Source organism: Hydrogenobacter sp. T-8 (assembly GCF_011006175.1).
GTDB lineage: Bacteria > Aquificota > Aquificia > Aquificales > Aquificaceae > Pampinifervens > Pampinifervens florentissimum.
Genome location: NZ_CP048795.1, coordinates 478,820 through 499,745, shown reverse-complemented (window position 1 = coordinate 499,745; position 20,926 = coordinate 478,820). Strand labels below are relative to the sequence as shown.

General features: G+C 44.7%; 24 protein-coding genes. 11 read left to right on the top strand and 13 right to left on the bottom strand.

Features of this window, described 5'->3' with window-relative positions:
- Positions 1 to 23: 23 nt before the first annotated feature.
- Genes G3M65_RS02875 through gcvPA form a run of 3 tightly spaced genes read left to right on the top strand, consistent with a single transcriptional unit; the run spans position 24 to position 2,362 of the window.
- Positions 24 to 506: a hypothetical protein gene (locus tag G3M65_RS02875; RefSeq protein ID WP_173833109.1), complete on the top strand. Its 483-nt coding sequence runs from the start codon at positions 24 to 26 to the stop codon at positions 504 to 506.
- 11 nt (positions 507 to 517) lie between these two features.
- Positions 518 to 1,045, top strand: a complete 528-nt coding sequence (gene gcvH, locus G3M65_RS02870) for a glycine cleavage system protein GcvH (RefSeq protein ID WP_173833108.1) — start codon at positions 518 to 520, stop codon at positions 1,043 to 1,045.
- Positions 1,046 to 2,362 (top strand): aminomethyl-transferring glycine dehydrogenase subunit GcvPA, encoded by a 1,317-nt coding sequence (gene gcvPA / locus G3M65_RS02865; protein WP_173833107.1) that lies wholly within the window; start codon positions 1,046 to 1,048, stop codon positions 2,360 to 2,362. It abuts the gene before it with no gap.
- On the opposite strand, the gene G3M65_RS02860 is transcribed toward gcvPA, so the two are convergent.
- The 6 genes from G3M65_RS02860 to G3M65_RS02835 are packed head-to-tail and all read right to left on the bottom strand — an operon-like array spanning position 2,336 to position 9,113.
- On the bottom strand, positions 2,336 to 3,898 hold the full coding sequence (locus G3M65_RS02860; protein ID WP_173833106.1) for a DHA2 family efflux MFS transporter permease subunit: 1,563 nt from the start codon (positions 3,896 to 3,898) through the stop codon (positions 2,336 to 2,338). The genes gcvPA and G3M65_RS02860 overlap by 27 nt on opposite strands.
- Entirely contained in the window at positions 3,895 to 5,013 is a 1,119-nt protein-coding gene (locus G3M65_RS02855) for an HlyD family secretion protein (RefSeq protein WP_173833104.1), read from the bottom strand. Before G3M65_RS02855 ends, G3M65_RS02860 begins: the two co-directional genes overlap by 4 nt.
- A complete protein-coding gene (locus tag G3M65_RS02850; protein WP_173833102.1) occupies positions 5,010 to 6,278 on the bottom strand; it encodes a TolC family protein in 1,269 nt (422 codons plus the stop codon). Before G3M65_RS02850 ends, G3M65_RS02855 begins: the two co-directional genes overlap by 4 nt.
- Positions 6,269 to 6,844 (bottom strand): TetR/AcrR family transcriptional regulator, encoded by a 576-nt coding sequence (locus tag G3M65_RS02845; protein WP_173833100.1) that lies wholly within the window; start codon positions 6,842 to 6,844, stop codon positions 6,269 to 6,271. Before G3M65_RS02845 ends, G3M65_RS02850 begins: the two co-directional genes overlap by 10 nt.
- Positions 6,841 to 8,058, bottom strand: coding sequence for a TolC family protein (locus G3M65_RS02840; protein WP_173833098.1), 1,218 nt, complete (start codon positions 8,056 to 8,058; stop codon positions 6,841 to 6,843). The genes G3M65_RS02845 and G3M65_RS02840 overlap by 4 nt, the downstream gene beginning before the upstream one ends.
- The gene (locus tag G3M65_RS02835) at positions 8,055 to 9,113 is read right to left on the bottom strand and encodes an efflux RND transporter periplasmic adaptor subunit (protein WP_173833096.1); all 1,059 of its coding nucleotides are present in this window, start codon (positions 9,111 to 9,113) and stop codon (positions 8,055 to 8,057) included. The genes G3M65_RS02840 and G3M65_RS02835 overlap by 4 nt, the downstream gene beginning before the upstream one ends.
- A gap of 73 nt (positions 9,114 to 9,186) precedes the next feature.
- On the opposite strand from G3M65_RS02835, the gene G3M65_RS02830 reads away from it, so the two are divergent.
- Genes G3M65_RS02830 through G3M65_RS02795 form a run of 8 tightly spaced genes read left to right on the top strand, consistent with a single transcriptional unit; the run spans position 9,187 to position 15,304 of the window.
- A complete protein-coding gene (locus G3M65_RS02830) occupies positions 9,187 to 9,396 on the top strand; it encodes a type II toxin-antitoxin system HicB family antitoxin (RefSeq protein WP_173833094.1) in 210 nt (69 codons plus the stop codon).
- 40 nt (positions 9,397 to 9,436) lie between these two features.
- Positions 9,437 to 9,595 (top strand): type II toxin-antitoxin system HicA family toxin, encoded by a 159-nt coding sequence (locus tag G3M65_RS10635; protein ID WP_217422984.1) that lies wholly within the window; start codon positions 9,437 to 9,439, stop codon positions 9,593 to 9,595.
- Positions 9,596 to 9,631: 36 nt separating this feature from the next.
- Positions 9,632 to 12,661: an efflux RND transporter permease subunit gene (locus G3M65_RS02820; protein ID WP_173833093.1), complete on the top strand. Its 3,030-nt coding sequence runs from the start codon at positions 9,632 to 9,634 to the stop codon at positions 12,659 to 12,661.
- Between the two features lie 18 nt (positions 12,662 to 12,679).
- Positions 12,680 to 12,976 carry a GYD domain-containing protein gene (locus G3M65_RS02815; protein ID WP_173833091.1) on the top strand — a complete coding sequence of 99 codons (297 nt, stop codon included), beginning with the start codon at positions 12,680 to 12,682 and terminating at the stop codon, positions 12,974 to 12,976.
- Between the two features lie 7 nt (positions 12,977 to 12,983).
- Positions 12,984 to 13,325, top strand: a complete 342-nt coding sequence (locus tag G3M65_RS02810; RefSeq protein ID WP_173833089.1) for a hypothetical protein — start codon at positions 12,984 to 12,986, stop codon at positions 13,323 to 13,325.
- Entirely contained in the window at positions 13,294 to 14,175 is an 882-nt protein-coding gene (metF, locus tag G3M65_RS02805; RefSeq protein WP_173833087.1) for a methylenetetrahydrofolate reductase [NAD(P)H], read from the top strand. Before G3M65_RS02810 ends, metF begins: the two co-directional genes overlap by 32 nt.
- A complete protein-coding gene (locus tag G3M65_RS02800) occupies positions 14,172 to 14,381 on the top strand; it encodes a ubiquitin family protein (RefSeq protein WP_173833085.1) in 210 nt (69 codons plus the stop codon). Before metF ends, G3M65_RS02800 begins: the two co-directional genes overlap by 4 nt.
- 5 nt (positions 14,382 to 14,386) lie before the next feature.
- Positions 14,387 to 15,304, top strand: coding sequence for a TIGR00269 family protein (locus G3M65_RS02795; protein ID WP_173833083.1), 918 nt, complete (start codon positions 14,387 to 14,389; stop codon positions 15,302 to 15,304).
- On the opposite strand, the gene G3M65_RS02790 is transcribed toward G3M65_RS02795, so the two are convergent.
- The 7 genes from G3M65_RS02790 to G3M65_RS02760 are packed head-to-tail and all read right to left on the bottom strand — an operon-like array spanning position 15,267 to position 20,821.
- On the bottom strand, positions 15,267 to 15,728 hold the full coding sequence (locus G3M65_RS02790) for a GNAT family N-acetyltransferase (RefSeq protein ID WP_173833081.1): 462 nt from the start codon (positions 15,726 to 15,728) through the stop codon (positions 15,267 to 15,269). The genes G3M65_RS02795 and G3M65_RS02790 overlap by 38 nt on opposite strands.
- Complete coding sequence (locus G3M65_RS02785) at positions 15,725 to 16,330, bottom strand: LolA family protein (RefSeq protein ID WP_173833079.1); 606 nt, start codon at positions 16,328 to 16,330, stop codon at positions 15,725 to 15,727. Before G3M65_RS02785 ends, G3M65_RS02790 begins: the two co-directional genes overlap by 4 nt.
- Positions 16,327 to 17,412, bottom strand: coding sequence for a M28 family metallopeptidase (locus G3M65_RS02780; RefSeq protein WP_173833077.1), 1,086 nt, complete (start codon positions 17,410 to 17,412; stop codon positions 16,327 to 16,329). Before G3M65_RS02780 ends, G3M65_RS02785 begins: the two co-directional genes overlap by 4 nt.
- Entirely contained in the window at positions 17,402 to 18,319 is a 918-nt protein-coding gene (gene ilvE, locus G3M65_RS02775) for a branched-chain-amino-acid transaminase (RefSeq protein ID WP_173833075.1), read from the bottom strand. Before ilvE ends, G3M65_RS02780 begins: the two co-directional genes overlap by 11 nt.
- Positions 18,320 to 18,367: 48 nt before the next feature.
- Complete coding sequence (locus G3M65_RS02770; RefSeq protein WP_173833073.1) at positions 18,368 to 19,855, bottom strand: hypothetical protein; 1,488 nt, start codon at positions 19,853 to 19,855, stop codon at positions 18,368 to 18,370.
- A complete protein-coding gene (locus tag G3M65_RS02765; protein WP_173833072.1) occupies positions 19,852 to 20,256 on the bottom strand; it encodes an OmpA family protein in 405 nt (134 codons plus the stop codon). Before G3M65_RS02765 ends, G3M65_RS02770 begins: the two co-directional genes overlap by 4 nt.
- A 37-nt stretch (positions 20,257 to 20,293) precedes the next feature.
- Positions 20,294 to 20,821, bottom strand: coding sequence for a hypothetical protein (locus G3M65_RS02760; RefSeq protein ID WP_173833070.1), 528 nt, complete (start codon positions 20,819 to 20,821; stop codon positions 20,294 to 20,296).
- Positions 20,822 to 20,926 lie beyond the last annotated feature (105 nt).

Below are 20,926 nucleotides of genomic sequence, written 5' to 3'. Positions count from 1 at the left end.
AAGGCTTATAATATTATAACAGGATGAAGGTTCTTATAGTCTTTTATTCAAAACTGCTTCAGGAAAGAGACCTTCTGCAAAGGGTTGTAGACAAGGTAAATATCCTAAAGAAACTCATAGGACCAGACAGCCTTTATGCGGTAATAACCACAGAAATGAAAGATTTTATAGACAAGTTTCCAGACCTTGTTTTTATAAGAAACGATAGGGGGACCTTTCTCTATGGGCTTTATAAAGGACTTAGGAAACTAAGGGGCAACGACGTGCTTGTTCTTGACCCTTCTCAGGTAATAAGTCTGGATAAACTTAAAGAATTCATCAGTAAAAGACGGCAAAACGCCCTATATTCAGAGGAGGGTAAATGGAAGGGTATTGCCCTTTTGAGGCTAATAGACCTTGATTACCTTATAAGGACTTTGGAAGGCTTGTTGGGAGAGGAAAAAGAGCTAACCGCGGTAATGGAAAAGGTTAGGCAGGAGTATGGTATACAATATGAAACTCTTTAAGGAGGAAAGCGATGGATGAGATACTTGTAGGTAAGTATGTGGTAAAAACAGACAGGTATTACACAAAAGACCACGAATGGGCTCTTGTAAAGGGAAACAAGGCATGGATAGGTATAACAGACTATGCTCAAAAGGAGCTTGGAGATGTGGTCTATGTGGACCTTCCTCAGGTGGGAGAGACCTATGAAAGCGGTGATACCATAGCCAACGTGGAATCGGTAAAGAGCGTATCACCCATATACTCACCCCTTTCTGGAACTGTGGTGGAGGTAAACGAAACCTTAAGCGATGAGCCACATCTTATGAACGAATCACCTTACGAAGATGGTTGGCTTGCTGTCATAGAGTTATCTGACCCTATGGAAGTGGAAGACCTTATGCCTGCAGAAGATTACGCACAGCTTCTTGTGGAGATAGTAAAGGATGAAAAGGGAGAGACTATAAAGCTCAGTCTACCTGAGGAGGAAGAGGAGAGGTTTGAAGAATCCATCGAAGCCTTGCCTGAGGAGGAACTGGGTTACGAAGAAAAGGAAAGGTAGATGTATATTCCCCACTCAAAGGAAGAGACACAAAGAGTTCTAAAAGAGCTTGGTCTTGAAAGCCTTGAAGACCTCTTTTCACACATAGACTCCTCGCTCCTTTCAAAGCCAGAGCTTCCAAAGCCAAGGAGCGAGGAGGAGCTAAGGAGATACTTCAAAGACCTAAGTGAGAAAAACATACCTCTTATTTCCTTTGCAGGCTTTGGGGCTTACGATAGGATAATTCCGTCGGTAATATGGCAAATTCTCAGCAGAGGTGAGTTCCTTACCGCCTATACTCCCTACCAGCCAGAGGTCTCTCAGGGAACACTGCAGGCTCTCTTTGAATATCAAACTCTTATCTGTGAGCTTACAGGCATGGAGGTTGCCAACGCAAGCATGTATGATGGGGCTTCAGCCCTTGCGGAGGCGGTCTTGATGGCAAGGGCTATAAGAGGCAAAGGCAAAAGGGTGGTGTTGAGCGAAGGAGTAAACCCCCTCTACAGAAGGGTGGCAAACACATACCTAAGGGGCTACATGGATGAGATTGAAATATGTTCGCTTACTCATGAAGGCTATACGGACCTTGAGAGGCTTGAGGGTTTACTTAAGGATGGAGAAACACATGCCTTGGCGGTGCAGTATCCCAACTTCATGGGTTTTGTAGAACCTCTTGGAGAAATAGTGGGTCTGTCTAAGAAGTATGAAGTCCCCATCGTAGTAGTTGCAGACCCTATAGCTTTGGCAATTCTTAAGCCTCCTGGTGAGTTTGGTGTGGACATTGTGGTGGGAGAGGGTCAGCAGATGGGCGTGCCTATGAACTTTGGAGGACCCTATGCAGGCTTTTTTGCGGTAAGGACGGAGCATCTCAGGAGAATGCCCGGAAGGCTTGTGGGCATGGCAGAAGACATAGAGGGCAAAAGAGCCTTTACCCTCGTGCTACAGACAAGGGAACAGCACATAAGAAGAGAGAGGGCAACCTCCAACATATGCACCAACCAAAACCTCATAGCCTTAGCAAACCTGCTCTATATGGTCTTGCTTGGAAAGGAGGGTATGAGGGAGGTAGCCAAGCAGAGCCTATCAAAGGCTTTATATCTCAAAAGAAGGCTTCTTGAAATAGGCTTTGAGGAAGTCTACAGCGGAAAGCACCTGTGGGAATTTCCACTAAGACATGAAAGGGCAAAGGAGCTCTATCAGAAGGCTTTGAAAGCAGGTTTCCTTGCAGGCGTGCCCTTAGAAGGCTTTGGATATCACAAGACCATACTCTTTGCTATTACTGAAAAGAGGACAAAAGAGGAGATGGATAGCTTAGTGGATGCTATAAAAGGTGTTTAAGGGAACCTTGGCATCCTTCCAAAGAAGGTAAAAGACTGGCAGACTGCCAAAAAGAGCCCAAAGGGCTGCAAAGAAAAGTGTAGAGCCAAAGGCATCAGAAAGGGCATAAAGGTTTTGAAGTTGGTATATCATAGCCTTTGCCCTTTCCTCTGACTGGTAAGCAAATTGAGAGAGCCATTCAGTAACCTCCTGTATTTTTAGGCTTAACCAATAAGTATTTTGTATCTCTGTGCTTCTTTGGAAGTTTTCTGTCGCAAACCTTTGAAGGTCATTGGTGGCAAGGGCTGTTCCAAAAGAGCCTCCCACAAACCTCACATAGTGCATAAGGCTTACCCCAAGAGTGGTCTTGTCCCCTAACTTCTTTAGAGCCATCTGGGTAACTGGTGCAAAGAAAAAACCCATACCCGCGCCCATGGCTATAAGGTAGAGAATGGCAGTTTCCTTTGAGGTGAAGTAATTGAGCCTTGGTAGTAGCAAAAAGGCAACAGAAAGATACATGGCGGTTGCGATATATAGGGCAAGCCTTGGAGATTTCTTGTCAGAAAGTATGCCAGCAACTGGAGAGAGAAAGCCTATGGTGAGAGCCATAGGCAGTATGACAAGACCTGTCTGAAAAGTGGTATAGCCCTTTAGCTTTTCAAAGTAGAGAGGTATAAGGTAAAAGACCTGATACATGGAAAAGCCAAGCACAAAGCAATAAACCCAAAAGGCTACCACAAACTCCTTAATCTTGAAGATAGGCGGGTCTATGAGCTTGTTTTTAGAGAGCATTTCAGAAAGCAGGAAAAGGAGAAAGGAGAAAAGGGAAATCAAAGAAAGGTAAAGTATAAAGTCGCTGGCAAACCAACCCTCCTTTTGACCCCTTGAGAGGACTATGAGAAAGCTCACGGTGGCAAGGGAGATAAGAAGGTAAGAGAGGAAGTTGAGCTTTAGCTTATGAGCAGGCTTGTGGTCTTTTAGGAAAAAGAAAGTAAGGGTGAAGTTAAAGATGCCTATGGGTAGGTTTATATAAAAGACCCATCTCCAGTCTATGTGCTCTGTTATCCAGCCACCCAGTGTGGGACCAAGGGCGGGAGCAAAGCTCACACCAAGCCCGTATATACCCATGGCAAGACCACGCTTTTCTGGGGCATAAGCAGAGAAAAGAAGGGCTTCCGCACTCACCACAATGAGGGCTTCCCCAAAGCCTTGAACTGCCCTTGACGCTATCATCCATTCAAGGGATTGAGCTTGACCACAGAAAAAGGAGGCGGTGGTAAAAAGAAAAAGCCCAAGCATAAAGACCCTCTTTAGACCCACAAGACCCTCAAGCCACTCCACCAATAGTATGGCACTTGCGGAAGCGGTCATGTAGGCGGTTATTACCCACTGGACACCATATAGGTCTGTGCTAAGAGGTGCCATCATCTTAGGCACCACTATGTCCACGATGGTGGTATCCAGAATCGCCATAAAGACGCCTATCATCAGAGAAAAGGTTAGGATGCCCCTCTCTACGGGTGTAAGGGTTTCGTGAAAGGGTCTTTCCTCTTTCATTCTCTTTTTATCTCCACCTTTCCACCCATGCCAACTCTAAGAAGGCTTTTGTCTCCCTTTGTTATCCTTATCTTCACTGGTATTCGCTGGACTACCTTGGTAAACTCTCCTGCGGACACATCCCTTGGTACAAGGGCAAAGGTGGCAGCAGAAGCTGGGCTTATCTCTTCCACCACACCCTCAAAAACCACACCCTTGTAGGCATCAAGCATCACATAGGCTTTTGAGCCAGGCTTTACACCCCTTAGCTTTGTCTCCTCAAGGAGAGCCTCCACGTAGAGAGAGTTTTGGTCTATTATACTGAAGGCGGGTTGCCCCGCCCTTACCATATCCCCTACGCTTATGAACCTTTTAGCCACCACTCCATCCACCGGTGAGCGAAGCTCAGTTCTTTCAAGATTGAGTTGGGCTTGTTGTATCTGGGTCTTTAGTGCCTTTATATCCTCTTCCAATGCTTTAACCTGCTTGCTTAGCTCCTGAGTTCTTATCCTCTCAAGTTCAGACCTTTCATATTCCCTTTGAGCTTTTGAGTAAACCGTTCTTATTTCTCTTAGACTGTCTTCCAGTGCCTTTTTCCTTAAGTGAAGGCTCTTATAAGCAGTGTCTATCTGCTCAAACCTTTGTTTGGGAATAAGTCCTTCCTTAAAGAGGTTTTCCATCCTTTGTCTGTCTCTTTCTGTTTGTTGCAGTTGAACCTCAAGCTCCTGTATCTGTTTTGTTAGGGCATCCTCCTTAGCTTTTAGCTCTTTGAGTGTGTCTCCTGAAATGCTAACCCCTAATTCAATCTGACCCTTAAATCTTTTGAGTTGAAGCTCAAGGGATTCCTTTTGGGCTAAGAGAGAAGAGAGCCTTATCTGTAAGTTTTCTAAATTTAGCCGGTAGTCTTCGGGTTCAACCCTTGCCAAAACCTCTCCCTTTTTTACCTTGTCTCCCATGTCTTTGTAGACCTCTACCACTCTACCGCTTATCTCAAAGGCTACATTGCTCATAATGTCCGCTTTTACGAAGACTGCGTCCGTTACGGCGTATTCTATTCTGTGTTTGACCCACTTGTAGGACAAAAAACCAAAAAGGGTCAAAAGGAAAACGATTACTACTACTCCAACCTTCTTCATAGTTTGCCCACTTCTCTCAGAAGTTCAAAGTAAGCTTCAAGTAGTTTGTAGTAGGCTATAACCTTGGACCTTAGGGCTTGGGTTCTGCTTGCTTCTGCCTGCAGAAGGTCTGTGCCACTTATTATCTGATTCCTATACTGCTCAAGAGAAAGCCTATAAAACTCTTCCGCAAACTTCACAGATTCCTCTGCAACCCTAAGGTTATCCTGTGCGGTCAGGAAGTTTTCATAGGCGGACTTCACCCTTAGGGTAATGACTTGCTGTATGTCTCTCAGGTCCTCTTTTGCAGACTTTTCTTCTTGCACAAGGGCTAAGGCGTTGTAGTAGTTGCTAAGAGACTGAATATTTAGGCTTAGCCCAACATTAAAGACAAAGAATCCCTTCGGGGAAAGGGTGGGGTTTTGGTCTGTATAGTTGTATAGTGCTTCTACAAAGACCTTTGGATAGACCTGTGAAACCTCCATTTTCCTTTGAGCTTGCAGGAGAAGGATCTTCTCCCTCAGTGTTTTGATGGCTGGTCTTTTTTCCATGGTTGTGTTTATAAGTTCCCCAAGGTCTGGAAGGTCTGGTTTTATGTCCGCAGGCTTTAGGGTTTTTAGCTTTTCTTCTTCAATACCTGTAAGCCTTGAGAGATTGGCAATGGCTATTCGGTAGTTCCCTTCCGCTTCTCTTAGGTCTCTTTGGACTTCCGCAAGCCTGACCTTTGCTTGTAGCACATCCGTTATTGCCACAAGCCCTTCTCTGAAGAAGGCTTCTCTTTGTACAAGGTCAGCCTCAACCGCCTCCTTTTGCTTCTTGACCACTTCAAGAAGTTCTAGGGCGGAGAGGACAGAAAAGTATGCTTTTATGACTTCCAGCTTTACCTCAAGCAGTGTCTCCTCATAATCTTCTTCGGATATCCTCAGTTGAACCCTTGATATATCAACCCTTGAAGACCTGAAACCTCCGTCATATAGCACCTGCCTTAAGCCCAGCTGAAGACTTTGGTAATTTCTCTTTGAACTTCTAAAATCAAAGGATGGGAAGCCTCCAGGGGCTGGTATGCTAATAGATTGGCTCTCTGACTGCACCGAGTAGCGATATCCCGCAAAAAATTCAGGATAGTAGAGCTGTTCAGTTCCTTTTAGTTTTAGCTTGGCGGATTCTATAGCATAACCTTTTGAAGACACTTTTGGGTTTTTCTCAAGAGCGGAACTTATAAGATCCTCAAGTCCTAAGGAAAAGGAAAGGCTGATAAAGGTCAAAAGAAGAGCGGTCAACCACATTTTAGCCCCCTAAATATGAGGTCAAGACCCTCGTTTACTTCTTTCAAAATATCTTCTAAAGATGCGCTGTTTAGGAGAAGCTCCTCCATGTATATAAGCCTTACATAGCCAGCTATCAGGTTAACAAGGGTCTTTGTGCTTCCACATAGGAATTCACCCCTTCTATAGCCTCTTTCTACTAACTCTGTAAGCAGTTCTCTTATCTCCTGCAGGTGCGCAAGGTAAAGTCTTCTGAAGTCTTCTCTGTTGCATATGAGCTCAAAAAAGAACACATAAGCTATATGCCTATCTTCGTAGCATTCCACAAGAAAGTCTCTTATATGTCCCCTAATAGATTCCTCTGCGGAAACACCCTTTTCTAACCATCCTTTCATAATACTCTTTGTCTTTTCCGCCATCGTGTTTACAAGCTCTTCCATAAGCTGGTCTTTGCTCTTAAAGTAGAAGTAAAAAGCCCCCTTTGAGAGACCTGCATGCTTTACTATGTCATCCACAGTGGTGTGGTTATAGCCCTTTTGAGAAAAAAGCTCTTTGGCGGATTTGAGTATCCTTTCTCGCGCACTCATTTTGTAAGCCTTTCCAGCCTTGCTAACGCAGTGTTGTATAGGTATAGCAAAAAGTAATAGTTTTGCAAAGTGTTGTTGTAATTGCTTACCGCGTCAAGAACTTCAAGCTGGGTGGCAACACCAAAACGGTATCTCTCCTTTGAGAGCCTCAGACTTTCCTCTGCGGACTCAAGGGAGAGCTTCACCGCACCTATCTGAGCTCTTAGAGAATCTATGTCTAAAAGGGTTTTATTGAGTTCTGCCCTTAGCTTTTGTTCCGTATCCTTTAGGTTTTCCATCTGTTTTAGAAGGTCTATCCTTGCCTGTGCTATACTTGCCTCACGGGCAAAGCCATCAAAGATATTGTAGTTTAACCTTGCACCAATTGTATATCCATTCAACATGCTATCCTTGCCCCCGATCCTTGCGGTATTGCCCTGATAAGTAGCAAAGAGGTCAAGGGTGGGGTAGTACTGGGATTTTTGAAGCTCAACCACTCTCTTGGAAACTTCAAGGCTTCTTCTGGCAACTTTTAGGGTGCTATTATTTTCAAGAAGTGCCTTGAAGTCTCCTTGTTTTAGTTCTTGCATTTCAAGTTTTCCCTCCACTTCAATCTCCCCATCGTATCTGAGGAATGCTTTAAAGTCTTCAAGACTCTTTCTGTAGTCCGCCAATGTGTTTTCCAACTGAGCCTTTGCATTTTCAAGCTGGGCTTTTGCCCTCATAAGCTCTACCTTTGGAATTACGCCCGCCTGAAATTTGCCCTCCGTCTGCTTGTAGTTTTCTTCCCAGTATTTTAAGTTTTCCTCAAGGAGCTTCACCACTTCCCTCTTATAAAGAAGTGCATAAAAGAGTTGTTTGGTTTGAAACTCCACCTCCCTCTTTATGTCTTCGTATACAAGCTCCTGAAGCTCTTTCTGTTCTCTTGCAAGGCTCAGCCCTTCAAAGACCCCACGGTTAAAAAGGGTCTGGTCCATTTCAAGCACATAGCTGTGCCTGTTTTTTGGCGTGAAGCCAAAGGCAAGGTCTCCTCCAAGCCTTGTGTAGCTGTAGGAAAAGCTCACTTTGGGTAGTATGCCCGCTCGAGCTTTTCTTATGTTTTCCTCAGCCTTTTGAAGATCAAGCAAGGAGAGTCTCGCAGATGTGTTGTTTTTTACCGCAAGTTCCACAGCTTGCTCAAGGCTGAGGGCAAAGACCATATTGAAAGTAAAGAAAAGAAATACAAGAAATTTCATCGCACTTCCACCTTTACGCCTTGCTGAAGCACATAGGCATTCTCTAAAGCTATTCCTTCACCATCCTTTAGCTCACCCTTTACATAGACTATCCCCTGTCCTTGCTTTATGACCTCTACCTGCACGGGTTGGGCAGTGCCGTTTTGAACCTTCCATACAACCTTTTTGTTGCCCTGAACCACCACCGCCTGCTCTGGCACCGCAAAGCCCTTCTCTACACCGAGCAGAAGCCTTATCTCTCCATACATGCTCGGCTTTAGCTCACCCTTTGGGTTTTTTAGCCTTGCCTTTACCGTTATAAGCCTGTTTGAGTCTGCGGTAGGCGATACAAAAAAGACCACCCCCTCAAAATCTCCAAAGGGTTCTACCCTTATCTGAACCCTTGAACCTTCCTTAGTGTATGGGAGATACTCTTGAGGCACCTGAAAGACAAACCTTATAGGGTCAAGGGTGACCAGCCTGAAGGTTTGGCTCTGTGGTGTTATATAGTCTCCTACGTTTACAAACCTTTGGGCTATGTAGCCAGAGAAGGGTGCCGTAAGGGTTGTCCTCTGAAGGCTAAGCCTTGCGTTGGCTATCTGAGCCTCAAAGCTCTTTATGACCTCCTCCTGAGCCCTTACCTGCGTTTGCACGTTTTCAAACTCCTCTTTTGCAATAAGCTCCCTTTCAAAAAGAAACCTTCTCCTTTCCGCCACAGCTTTGGTGTTTTCGTAGTTTGCCTTCGCCTGAGCCAGTTGTGCGGAGAGTTGTCTTAGGGCGTTTTCGTAGTCCGCAGGGTCTATTTTCAAAAGAGCCTGCCCGCTCTTTACATAAGAACCCTCATCCACATAAAGGCTTAGAACCCTCCCGCTTACAAGAGGTCTAAGCAAAACATCCTTTTCCCCCTCAAAGTATCCCTTGGTGGAGTAGTATACTGGCACATCCTCAGCCTTTACCGTGTATAGACTGACCACTACCTTCCTTTCCTGAGATTGTTGAGGTTTTTGGTCCTGCCTCTGGCAAGAGAGGGCAAAGGCAAAAATAAGAGCTATCAGAGTGTAAAGAAACCTCCTCATAGTGATTACATTATAACATACTGACCAGTCGGTCGGTTGACAAAGCCATTTTAGGGTATATGTATAATAGCCTATGGCATACCTTGTGATTGTTGAAAGGGACCAGCATGGTTTTTACGCTTACTGTCCTGAACTTCCTGGCTGTCAGACACAGGGAGAAACTTTTGAAGAAGTTATGAAAAACATCAGAGAAGCCATAGAGCTATACCTTGAGACACTTACAGAAGAGGAGCTGACGGAGCTTAAAGCTAAAGAAATCATAACCGCCCTCGTGGAAGTTTAATGTCAAAACTACCAAGACTTACACCGCAGGAAGCAAGGGATTGCTATTATCCAATGGCTTTAAACTGTTAAGGACAAAAGGAAGCCATAGAATTTACGGCAAGGGAAAACTGAGGATTGTTATTCCTTTTCATGCTGGAAAAACACTGCATCCCAAGATAGTCAAACAGATATTCAAGGCTATAGAAGAGTCTGGCTAACATACTGACCAGTCGGTCGGTTATAATATACCTGCCATGTATCGCTTTTTTATACACAGACCGGTCACCTCGTGGATGTTCATGATAGCCTTTATAATCCTTGGGCTTTATTCTCTGAGGACAATACCTCTTGATAGGCTTCCTGACGTGGACTTTCCCACGGTAAGCATCGTCACAACCTACCCCGGCGCCAACGCTTACGTGGTAGATGTGAACGTCACCAGAGAGATAGAAGACCAGATAGCCACCATAAGCGGTATAGAGACCATATCCTCTGCAAGCTTTGCTGGCACTTCAAGGATAACCATAACCTTCTCCCTTGAGAAGGACATAGATGTGGCGGCACAGGAGGTTCGGGATGCGGTGCAAAGGGTTCTCAGAAGGCTTCCAGAAGGTGTAGACCCACCGGTGGTGAGAAAGGTAGATACCTCCCTCGCACCCATTTTTGTAGCACTACTTCACTCCAAGACCGCGGACTATCAGACCCTTGCCTACTGGGCGGACAAGGTTATAAAGAGGGAGTTTGAAAGGATAAACGGCGTAGGGCAGGTGGACTTGGGAGGCTTCAGGGACAATGTGCTTTGGGTGCGTATTGACCCAGAGAAGCTCTACTCAAGGGGGCTTGCGGTTCAGGACGTGCTTGACGCGGTCAGCAAGAACCACGTGGAAGCACCGGCGGGAGCCATATACGGCAAAAACAGAGAATACATCATAAGGCTTTACGGCAAGGCACAAGATGCCAAGGAGCTTGAGGGGGTTTACATAAGAAATGGAGTAAGACTTCAGGACGTGGGTTTTGTGGAGTTTACCGAGGACGAAAGGAGGGGTATGGCAAGGTTTATGGGCGAGCAGGCTATAGCCCTGGTGGTCTACAAGCAATCTAAGACCAACACTGTTGAAGTGGTGGATGCGGTGAAGGCAAAGATGGAAGAGCTAAACAAACAACTACCTCAAGGCATAAGAATGGACTACACCTTTGACTCTTCCATATTTGTGAAGGACAGTGTAAAAGCTGCCATAGAGGAGATAATAATCGGTAGTCTTCTTACCGCCCTTGTGGTCTACTTTTTCCTTGGAAGCCTGAGGCTTACCCTCGTGCCTGTCTTCGCTATACCCATAACCCTTATGGGCACTGTTTTTTTTATATATCAGCTTGGCAACTCTCTTAACACCTTCACCCTCCTTGCCCTTGCGGTAGCGGTAGGTATTGTCATAGACGATGCTATAGTGGTGCTTGAAAGCATATACAGAAGAAGGCATGAAGAGGGGCTATCGCCCCTTGAGGCAGGAGAGAAGGGCACTCGGGTGGTCATCTTTGCCCTTCTGGCTTCTACCGCCTCTTTGGTTATAGTCTTCTTACCCATCATATTCCTGAAAGGTGTTGTGGGTAAGCTCTTTGGAAGTTTTGCCCTAACCCTCGCTATAGCCATAGCACTCTCTTACCTTGTTGCCATTAGCTTTACTCCCATGGCAGTTTCAAGACTTGTGGCAGGTCCTCCCTCCACTAACCCCTTTGTAAGAGCTTATGAGAGGTTTGAAAACTTCTTTGATAGGCTTCTTAGGTGGTCTCTTGACCACAAGTTAGTGGTTATAGCTTTCTCCTTGCTTAGCGTTTTCATAGGCTTTCAACTATTTAAGGCAGTCAAAAAGGAGTTTTTCCCTATAGTAGATGAGGGTAGGTTTCTTGTGAGGTTTGAAACGCCCGTGGGCTCTTCCTTTGAATACACAGAGCAGAAAACAAGGGAAATAGAATCAATTCTCCTCAAAAACCCCTATGTAGACCGCTTTGGTCTTGCTATGGGTCAAGGTGTGGCAGGAAGACCGGATGTAAACGGTGGTCTTGGCTTTGTTTACCTAAAGGAGGGTAAAAGACCCCATCAAGCAAAGGTTATGGAGATGGTAAGAGAAGAACTAAGAAAGGTAAAAGATGTTAGAGTCAGTATAGAGCCTCCGGGTATTGTGGGACCTGGCGGAGGAAGGCAGGTAGACCTACAATATGCCATAAGAGGTCCCTCTCTCGAGGAGCTCCAGACCATAGCCAACAGGCTTACCTCTGAGTTTAGAAACAGAGCTGGTTACAAGGATGTGGACACGGACCTCAGGCTTAACGAACCGCAGGTGCAGATAAGGGTAAACAGGGAAAAGCTGGGAGACCTTGGGGTTAGCGTGGAGGATGTGGCAATAACCCTTAACGTGCTTTTTGGTAAGTTTCAGCTTGGCACCTATGAGCTTGGTGCGGAAAGCTATGACCTTTATGTGAAGGCAATGCCCCAGTTTGTGCAGAACGCGGAAAACCTTAAAAAGGTCTTTGTAAGAAACGCAAGGGGTGAGCTTATACCACTTACAGAGTTGGTAGATATAGAGATTGCCACGGGCTATAAAGCCATAAACCGATACAACAGACAGTATTCCTTTACCTTCTTCTCAAACCTCTCACCCGACAAACCCCTTGCCAGTGCGGTGGCAGAGGTAGAAACGTGGCTTCGAAACAACCTACCCCCTGGCTATACCTTTGAACCCGTAGGTCAGGCGAGGGAGTTTCAGAGAGCCTTTCAAGGTCTGGGCTTTGCCCTTCTCTTTGCCCTTGTGGGCGTCTACATGGTGCTTGCCTCCCTCTTTGAGAGCTACAGGCATCCCTTTACAGTTCTTCTTATGGTTCCCCTCGCCGTGGCTGGAGCCTTTGGGCTTTTGCTCCTTACAAATACCTCACTCAGCGTCCCCTCCTACTTTGGCATAATCCTCCTTGTGGGTATAATCGTCCGTGATGCGGTGCTATTCATAGAAAGGATAATACAGCTTAGAAAGGAAGGTATACAAACCCGTGAGGCTATCCTTCAGGCAAGAAGAGAAAGGCTAAGACCCATTCTTATGACTACCTTTACCATAGTGTCCGCCTTAACGCCCGTAGCCCTTGGTCTTACCGCAGGTGCGGAGCTAAGAAAACCCCTTGCCCTTGCGGTCATAGGTGGTATATTCACTGGACTTCCACTTAGCCTTTTCCTTTTGCCAGTGTTATATGAGCTGTTTGACAGACTTGGACTTAGGAGATATCATATTAGGAAATAACTCAAAGGAGGTGTCGCCATGCCAATTTATGTAATGTTAACCACTCTAACCGACGAGGGTATGAAAACCCTCAAGCACAAGCCCGAGAGGATAAAAGAAGTAGACAAGGAAGTGATGGAGCGCTTTGGCGTCAAAGTGCTTGCCCAATATGTGGTGATGGGACCCTACGACTTTGTGAACATTCTTGAAGCCCCCGACAACGACACCATAGTGAAGATGGCAGTGGAGCTTGGCTCAAGGGGAACTATAAGGACCCTCACCATGCCTGCCATTGATGTAGACCAGTTTATAAAGGACCTAAAGGAGCTGGGTTAAGGTTTTTATGGAGCATACCCTTAGGGCATTCTTTGAGATAACACTGAGATACACAGACCTAAAGTGGGCAAAGACCAGGGATGACCTTATAAGCAGGTCTATAAAGGCTTTGAGAGCCTTCAAAGAAGGCAAAGACCTTGAAGAGATAAAAGGCACAAGGGAACTGAGCTTTGAAATAGAAGACTCCCTTCCTTTTCTCTACTCTTTTGTAAAAGAGCATCCAGAGGAAGTGGAAAGGCTTATAGAACTGCTTAGTATGTTTATAAAGTCGCCAGCACCCTGTAAAATAAGACTTATAAACTTTTCGGAGGCTTTGCTTGAAGATAGGAGATTATCTAAGGCAGGGTAAGTTTAGCGTATCCTTTGAGTTTTTCCCTCCAAAGACCTCAGAAGGAGAAGAGGAGCTTTTCCAGACCATAAAGAGCCTTCAGCAGTTAAACCCTACCTTTGTATCCGTCACCTATGGAGCAGGTGGAAGCACAAGGGACAGAACAAGAAGAGTAGTAGAAAGGATCCACAAAGAAACAAACCTCACCGTGATGGCACACCTTACCTGCATAGCCCATACAAAGGAAGACCTATATGAGATACTCAAAGGCTACGCTCAAATAGGGATAGAAAACATATTAGCCCTTAGAGGAGACATTCCTGCAAACATGCCAGATTTTAAGCCTCCAGAGGGTGCCTGCAAACACGGCTCTGAGCTTGTAAGGTTTATAAGGGAAAACTTTGGAAAGACCTTCTCCATAGGCGTTGCCTCTTACCCAGAGGGACATCCAGAATCTCCCAACATGGAGTGGGAGATAAGATACTTCAAGCAGAAGGTAGAGGCAGGTGCGGACTTTTCCATAACCCAGATGTTCTTTGACAACTCCTATTTCTATAGGTTTTTAGAGCTCTGCCAAAGGGCTGGCATAGACATACCTATAATACCAGGCGTTATGCCCATCACCAACTTTAGGCAGATACAAAAGTTTGCCAGCATGTGCGGTGCGGAGATACCTCAGAACCTTGTGGAAAGGCTTGAACCATACGCAGAAGACCCAGAGGAGACCCTTAGAATAGGCGTGGACTTTGCCATAGAACAGTGCCTTGACCTTTTGGACAACGGCGTGCAAGGTCTGCACTTTTATACCCTAAACAAGTCAAAGGCTACACTTCTTGTATACGAAGGCATAAAAGGTGCTTTAAAAACATGAAGGTTAAGGTAAGCTATAGGGGACAGACCCTTGAACTGGAGTTTGAGGGCGAAAGGGTAAGGGTGGGTGAACTTCTCAAAGCCTTAGGGCTTTCAAGGGAATATGCCTTTGTGGTCAAGGGCGAGGATGTGCTGGAGGAGAAAGACACCATAGTAGACGGAGAAAGTGTAAGGGTCATTAACGCCATATCGGGTGGATATATTTAAAAAGAATGCGTAGGTGTCAAAGGTGCGGACAAAAGGCGGTAGTGTATCTCCCTCAGCATAGGCTTTCTCTTTGCAAGGAGCACTACATAGAGTGGTATCTCAAAAGGGTAGAGTCCACCATAAGAGAGTTCAAAATGTTCGGTAAGGGTGATAGGGTCCTTGTTGCAGTCTCTGGCGGGAAAGATAGCCTTTCTCTGTGGGATGCCTTGCAAAGGCTGGGATACAGGGTGGAGGGTCTTTATATAGACCTTGGTATAGGTGAGTATTCTCAGAGGTCAAGACTTGCCTGTGAAAGGTTTGCAAGGGAGAGAGGGCTTGAGCTTTATGTGTTGGAGCTAAGAAAAGAGATTGCTACCATACCAGAGATAAAAGAGGTGGAAAGCAGACCTGCCTGTTCCTTCTGCGGACAGCTCAAGAGATACTACATGAACCGCTTTGCAAGGGAGAAGGGTTACCATGTGATAGCTACGGGACACAACCTTGATGATGAAAGTGCAACCCTTCTCTCCAACGTGCTAAGCTGGAACATGGGTTATCTCTCAAGACAGTTTCCAGTCTTGTTAGAAGGAGATGGTTTTGTGAGGAAGGTAAAGCCTCTTGTGAAGTTTACAGAAAAGGAAAACGCCCTATATGCCTTTCTTTCTGACATTGAATATGTGGAAGAGGAATGTCCTTTCTCGGAGGGTGCAAGCTCCATAGAGTATAAGAGGATACTTTCACAGATAGAAGAAAAAAGCCCAGGCACAAAGCTCCGCTTTTACATGGACTTTTTGAGAAGGCTCCATTCCCTACTCCGGTCTGAAGAGGTGAACCTGAGACCTTGCAGAGTATGCGGAGAGCCTACCAGTGCAGAGGTCTGTTCTGTTTGCAGACTCAGAGAAAGGCTCAGCTCAAGGCTTTTGTCATCCTCACCCAGTAGTTAAACCTGTCCCTTTCCTCAAAGCCAAGATTTCTGTAAAAATCCATGGCCTGTTTGTTTTCATCACCCACCCAAAGTTCTGCCGTGTCAAGCCCTCTGCTTTTGAAGTATTCAAGAGCTTTCTCCACGAGAGCCTTTCCTATGCCCTTGTTTCTGTATTCAGGGAGGACTACAAGCTCATGGAGGGCACCCACCACCTTACCTTCCCTTTTGCTAAACCAGTTTCCATCGCTGGCAACAAAACCCACTACCTTACCATCTTCCTCCGCAAGCCATATGCCCGCCACATCTCTTCTAAAGAGCCAGTTAAGGTATGCCTGCACATCGTCAGGATGGGTATAAGAGTATTCTTCAAGACCTCTGTAGCCTTGCAAATAAAGGTCAACCAAATTTTTTATGTCCTTCTCTTCTGCCCTTCTTATGGTCATGGTCTTATAACTCTCGCCCCCTCGGGGACTTTTACTCTAAAGAGGGTTTCAGAGGGTGTAAAGTTTGTGGAAACATTTAGAAATTCTATGGTGGTGTTTGTGCCACTCTTTTCTTCAACTCTTATACTTCTTATATCTCCCCTTGGAGAAACTTCCACCAGAACTTTCGAAAAATAGTCATCTCTGACCTTTGGCTTGAGGATAAAGGTTCTGCCCTTTGAACCATCTATCTCACCCACGAGTTCAAAGACTTCAGAAAGTGGTCTCGATACAAGAAAGAGAGCCTCCACCACAGGTGAGCTGTTCCTTTCAATTCTGTCAAGAAAAGCTGTCCTGTCCTTAGGAACATAAACCATAACCTGCATGCCATCGGACACTATAAGGGTATTTTCTGGCTGTTCGTATTCTATTCTAAACCTTCCTCCCCTCTGGGCGTAAAAAGTCCCTTTTGATACATCGGGTTTTGACTGCCATGGATACTGAACTTTTTGGACAAAGACCACCTTAAGGCTCTTAACATCTTCAAGCCTTCTTTGAAAGTCTTCAAAGGATTGTGCCAGTATAACGGACACCGTTAATAAGAACAGCAAAAGCCCTCTCATAACTTGTGAAACCTCCTCAAGAAGGATAATATAACCTCATACCACATGACCACGTGGTCCCAGCTTATGGCGTCGTAGTTGTCATAGATGGTATGCCTTATGGTAAAGGGATGGGAACTAAGATAAAGGGTTTGAATACCTGCTTCCTTAAAGGGTAGATGATCACCATCCCTTTCCCTTGCCTCGCAGAAATCTATGTTCACCTTTATGTCCTGTAAATGCTTACAGAACATCTCGTTTATCCTTTCTCCGTTGTATCCTCCCATATCTCTGTAAATAACCGCCGGATTATGCCACCCTATACCTTCAAGGTTTATACAATAAAAAACGTGTTTTAGACCCTTCGTAAGGTGAAACCTTATGCCTTCCATACCAAGCTCTCTGGCATCGGTGATTAGAAATCTAAGTCTGTAAGGAGCGTTGTAATTTTCTCTTAGCTCTTCGTAGAGAAAAAGTAAAAGGAGAAAGCCAATACCATTACCCACCGCCCCGTATATGTCAGTTACAGTATCCATATGGGAGACCAAGTATATTATTGGACCCCTTCCTATTTCCATGAAAAAATTCACACCCTCTATGTTCCTTTCGCTTGACTTTACCTTAAGTAGCACCTCAGAGTCTTCCACCTTAGGAACATCCTCCCTCTTTATGCTAACTATAGGTATATTTACACCCATATCATGACCGTGGACATACGCATCCGCTTTGTCCTCTGACCTGTAAGTTATTACCGCTATAGCACCCTTTTGCTGAGCCTGAATAGCCTTTTCCTTAGTTAGGTCTGGCACAAGTGCTATATCACCCTCTATGTATTGCCTTTTTGCGTAGGCTTTTTTCTCAATGGACATGCTTCCTATGTAAGCAACCCCCTTTATTTTCTCCTGTCCTACAGTCAGCCATGCCTCTTCAGGTATCAACTTTTTTATGAAAAAGGTCTCTTTTTTGTAGTTGCAAGACCCATAGTCAAGGAAAGACTCTATAAGCTTGCGGACTCTTCTACTTCCTTCCGTTCCCAGCAGACGGTTGTGGCTTAGCACCTTGTAGGCAAAGTCCTTGAAAAACTCTAACCTTTCACTTTTCATAAACGGGCGTTAGCCAGCCAAAATACCGCTCTATCATTCCTCTTACTGCACGGAAGTATATGTCTTGAAGTTCCTTTGTTATAACTCCCACATCACCACCACCTATCTTCCTGTTGTCCACCTCCACCACGGGCGTTATCTCCGCTGCAGTGCCAGTTAAAAATATCTCATCCGCCACATATAGCTCACTCCTTGCCACGGGACGCTCTTCTATCTCTACTACAAGCTCGTTTTTAAGAAGTTTCTTTACCGCAGAGCGCGTTATCCCCTCAAGTATATGCTCAGAGTAAGAGGGAGTTATAGCCTTGCCTTCCCTTATCAGAAAGATGTTTTCTCCAGAACCTTCCGCAATAAAGCCATGTTGGTTTAACATGATAGCTTCGTCATATCCCGCCAGAAGAGCCTCTGTTTTTGCCAAAGCACTGTTTACATAAGCACCAGCCACTTTCCATCTTGAAGGTATAGAGTTGTCGTCATTCCTCCTCCAAGAGGAGACCTTTACCCTTATGCCTTTTGAGGTGTTGAGATACCTTCCAAAGTTGTAAGTGTATATGGCAATCTCAGGCGTATAGTCTATGAGCTTGGGCGTGAGCTTGAGGTCCTTAAAGTAGACTATAGGTCTTATGTAAACGTCTTCTTTTATCTGATTTTTTCTAAGTAGCTCTACGGTTATGTTTACAAGGTCTTCCACGCTGTAGGGTAGTTCCATAAACATGGCTTTACAGTTTCTTAGCAGTCTTTGGTAATGCTCTCTCGCAAAGAGGATATATAACTGCTGATGCTCCTCATTCCAATAAGCCCTTATGCCCTCAAAAATTGCAGTGCCGTAATGAAAGGAATTGGTCTTTATGTTTATATTGGCTTCCTCTACTGGAACGAACTTTCCTTCAAAAAAGGCGTATTCCATGGCAATATAGATTATAGCAGAACAATGGCTTGAAAGCCCGAAAAGTTGCTACTGGAGAAATACACGGGTGCATCTGCCGTTGATACACTTTATCCTAAAGCGACCGTGTATTCCAGTGCAAAAGTCTGGACACTGTTTTGATGTATCAATAAACTCCTTGTTCCCATACATGCACTTCCCCGTTTGTCTGTCCACTCCACAGGCACAGTCTTGGTCTACTTCACAAGCCATCTTATGCTTATCTTCCGCTAATTGATGCTTAGCTCTCAAAAGCTCAACTCTATCGCCCTTTTTGTATATAAGCAGGTAGTCCCAATTGGGAGAAAAGGAAGCAGGTAGGAAAACACCACCAAAACCCCCAGTGATGTTCTCCAAACCCTCTATCCTGTAGACTACCTTCTCATCTCTAAGGTCATAGATAAAGAGCACGCTTTCGCCAACTGTCATCCCAGATGTTATAAGACCTTTGTCATATACCCCAGCAAGAAACCTTTCATCTGGAGATAAGGAAACAAAGTAAGTAAAGAGGACTTTATGTTTGCCCGTCAAACTAAAGTAGTCGGGTTTACTTATCAACGTAAGAGTTTCCGCATTGTATACATATAGTTCCCCCGGTGTTACGCTCACAAATAGCTTATCGCCTTTCCTGCTGAATAACACTGACTTTCCACCTTTTAGACGGATTTCCCTCTCTACACCATTGTCTAAGTTAACAACCTTTACGCCTCCCCAGTTTACTATGGCAAGGCTTTTTTCCGTAAGTGATATGGAAATAGGTCCTCCACCTTCCTGCACCTTCACCTTCCTAATAACCCTGCCATCCATGTCTGTTATAACTATGTAAGATTGGTCCATGGTTGCGTAGGCAAAATACAAGCCTGAGGGTGAAAAGGAAAAAGGCGTAGTGCCTTCTACACTAAAAAGATGCTCAAGCTTTTCTTCTCCTACACGAAACACCTTAATATATCCAGACATATCTTCTGTTAAAAGGGCTAAATAGTTTCCTTTTGGGTCAGATACGGGATAAACACCGTCAGAGGGCATCCTTTTCCATTCCTCTTCCCTGTAGTCTATTTTTATAGAATGTGCTGTTCCATCATAGTTCCTTATATGGAAGCCAGCCTCTGTGACCACTGGTGCTTTTGTAAAATAGTCCTTTGCTAAGGGCTCTGCTATCTTTATACCCTCCTTGGCTATTAACCTTATCAGTTTGAACGCATTTTCAAAAAAGCTTCTTAGAGCTGGCGGTGGTGGTTTCTTAGAAAGCTCTTCTTTAAACTTTTTTTCTCCCTCGGAGATGGCTTTTTCAAACTCTGGCTCTTTTTCTCTTAGCTTTTTCCATTCTGCATCAAACCATTCCATCCTTTTCCTAACCTCTTCCTCCGTAGGTGGTCTTGTCTTTTCGTAATAATAACCTACTCCTCTACCCAGCAAGACCGGTCTTTTCCCCGTAAAGGAAAACACTGGGTAAAACTCAATTCCGTGAGTGATTAGAGGTAATAGCATTGATACTACTATCATTAGACAATTTCTCATTGCTCCACCAGCTCCACCCTTCTGTTTTTAGCTCTTCCCTCTTCTGTGCTGTTGGACGAGACTGGTGCTAAGGGTCCTACCCCAAAAGCTCTTAATCTATCCTTTGATATTCCATATTTTTCTGTCAACTCTCTCACAACAGCTTCCGCCCTTCTTCTTGATAGTTCCATGTTGTATTCAAGCTTACCTACATTGTCAGTATGTCCAACAACATAAAGCTTTATGTGAGGATTTTCCTTAAGAAACTTAGCTATTTCTCTAAGTGTCGGTTCAGATTCTGGTTTAATATCTGCCTTATCAAAGTCAAAGTATATCCCATATATGGATACATGTCCAGATGCCTTAAGCTGTGTGTAAATTTCCGAGCTTGTTAATTTTGCACCCGCAAGTCCAAGCTCCATTTCCTTGGATTCTAATATGTAAAGCACAGCCCTCGGCTCATCTTTTTGCACCCGCCACAGCAAGAGCTATGTAAATGTCTCCTTTAGGTGATTTTACAGAAATGTAATACCATGGGTGTAGTTCAGGATCAGCCCAGCCACCCCAACCGAGCCTATTAACTTTTTCGAAAAAGGATGAAAGCCTTCTTAAACCCCTTTGGTTTTTTACTTCCCTATAGACAACAATATAACCTGCATCTGAAAGTGCTTTTTCGTAGTTTTTGTAAACCTCAAGGGTGCTCCTACCCCTTGGTCCGACATAAACATAGTAGTAAAGCTTGCCTTCAAGCTTTTTCACGAGGTTTTTAGCTAAAAGTCTTTCAAGCTCCTTATCTATCTTTTCCTGAGGTGCATCATACCAGTCAAAGCCAGAAACATCACCCATGGGAAGATAAAACTCTACAAACTCTATTTCTGTGTAACCAACAAGGTTAGAACCTTGATATCTTTTTACCGCAGGGTGGTCCTCTACCTTTTCATATTGAGAAAAGGATAAAGAAGTAAGCAAGAATATAACGATTAACATTAAAAGCCCTCTCAATTTTACCCCTCCGTGGGTTTAAATTTAATATTGCTGTCTAAAATGACAACAGGGCTTGAAGTTTATAAGTTTTAAACTATATTTTTACCT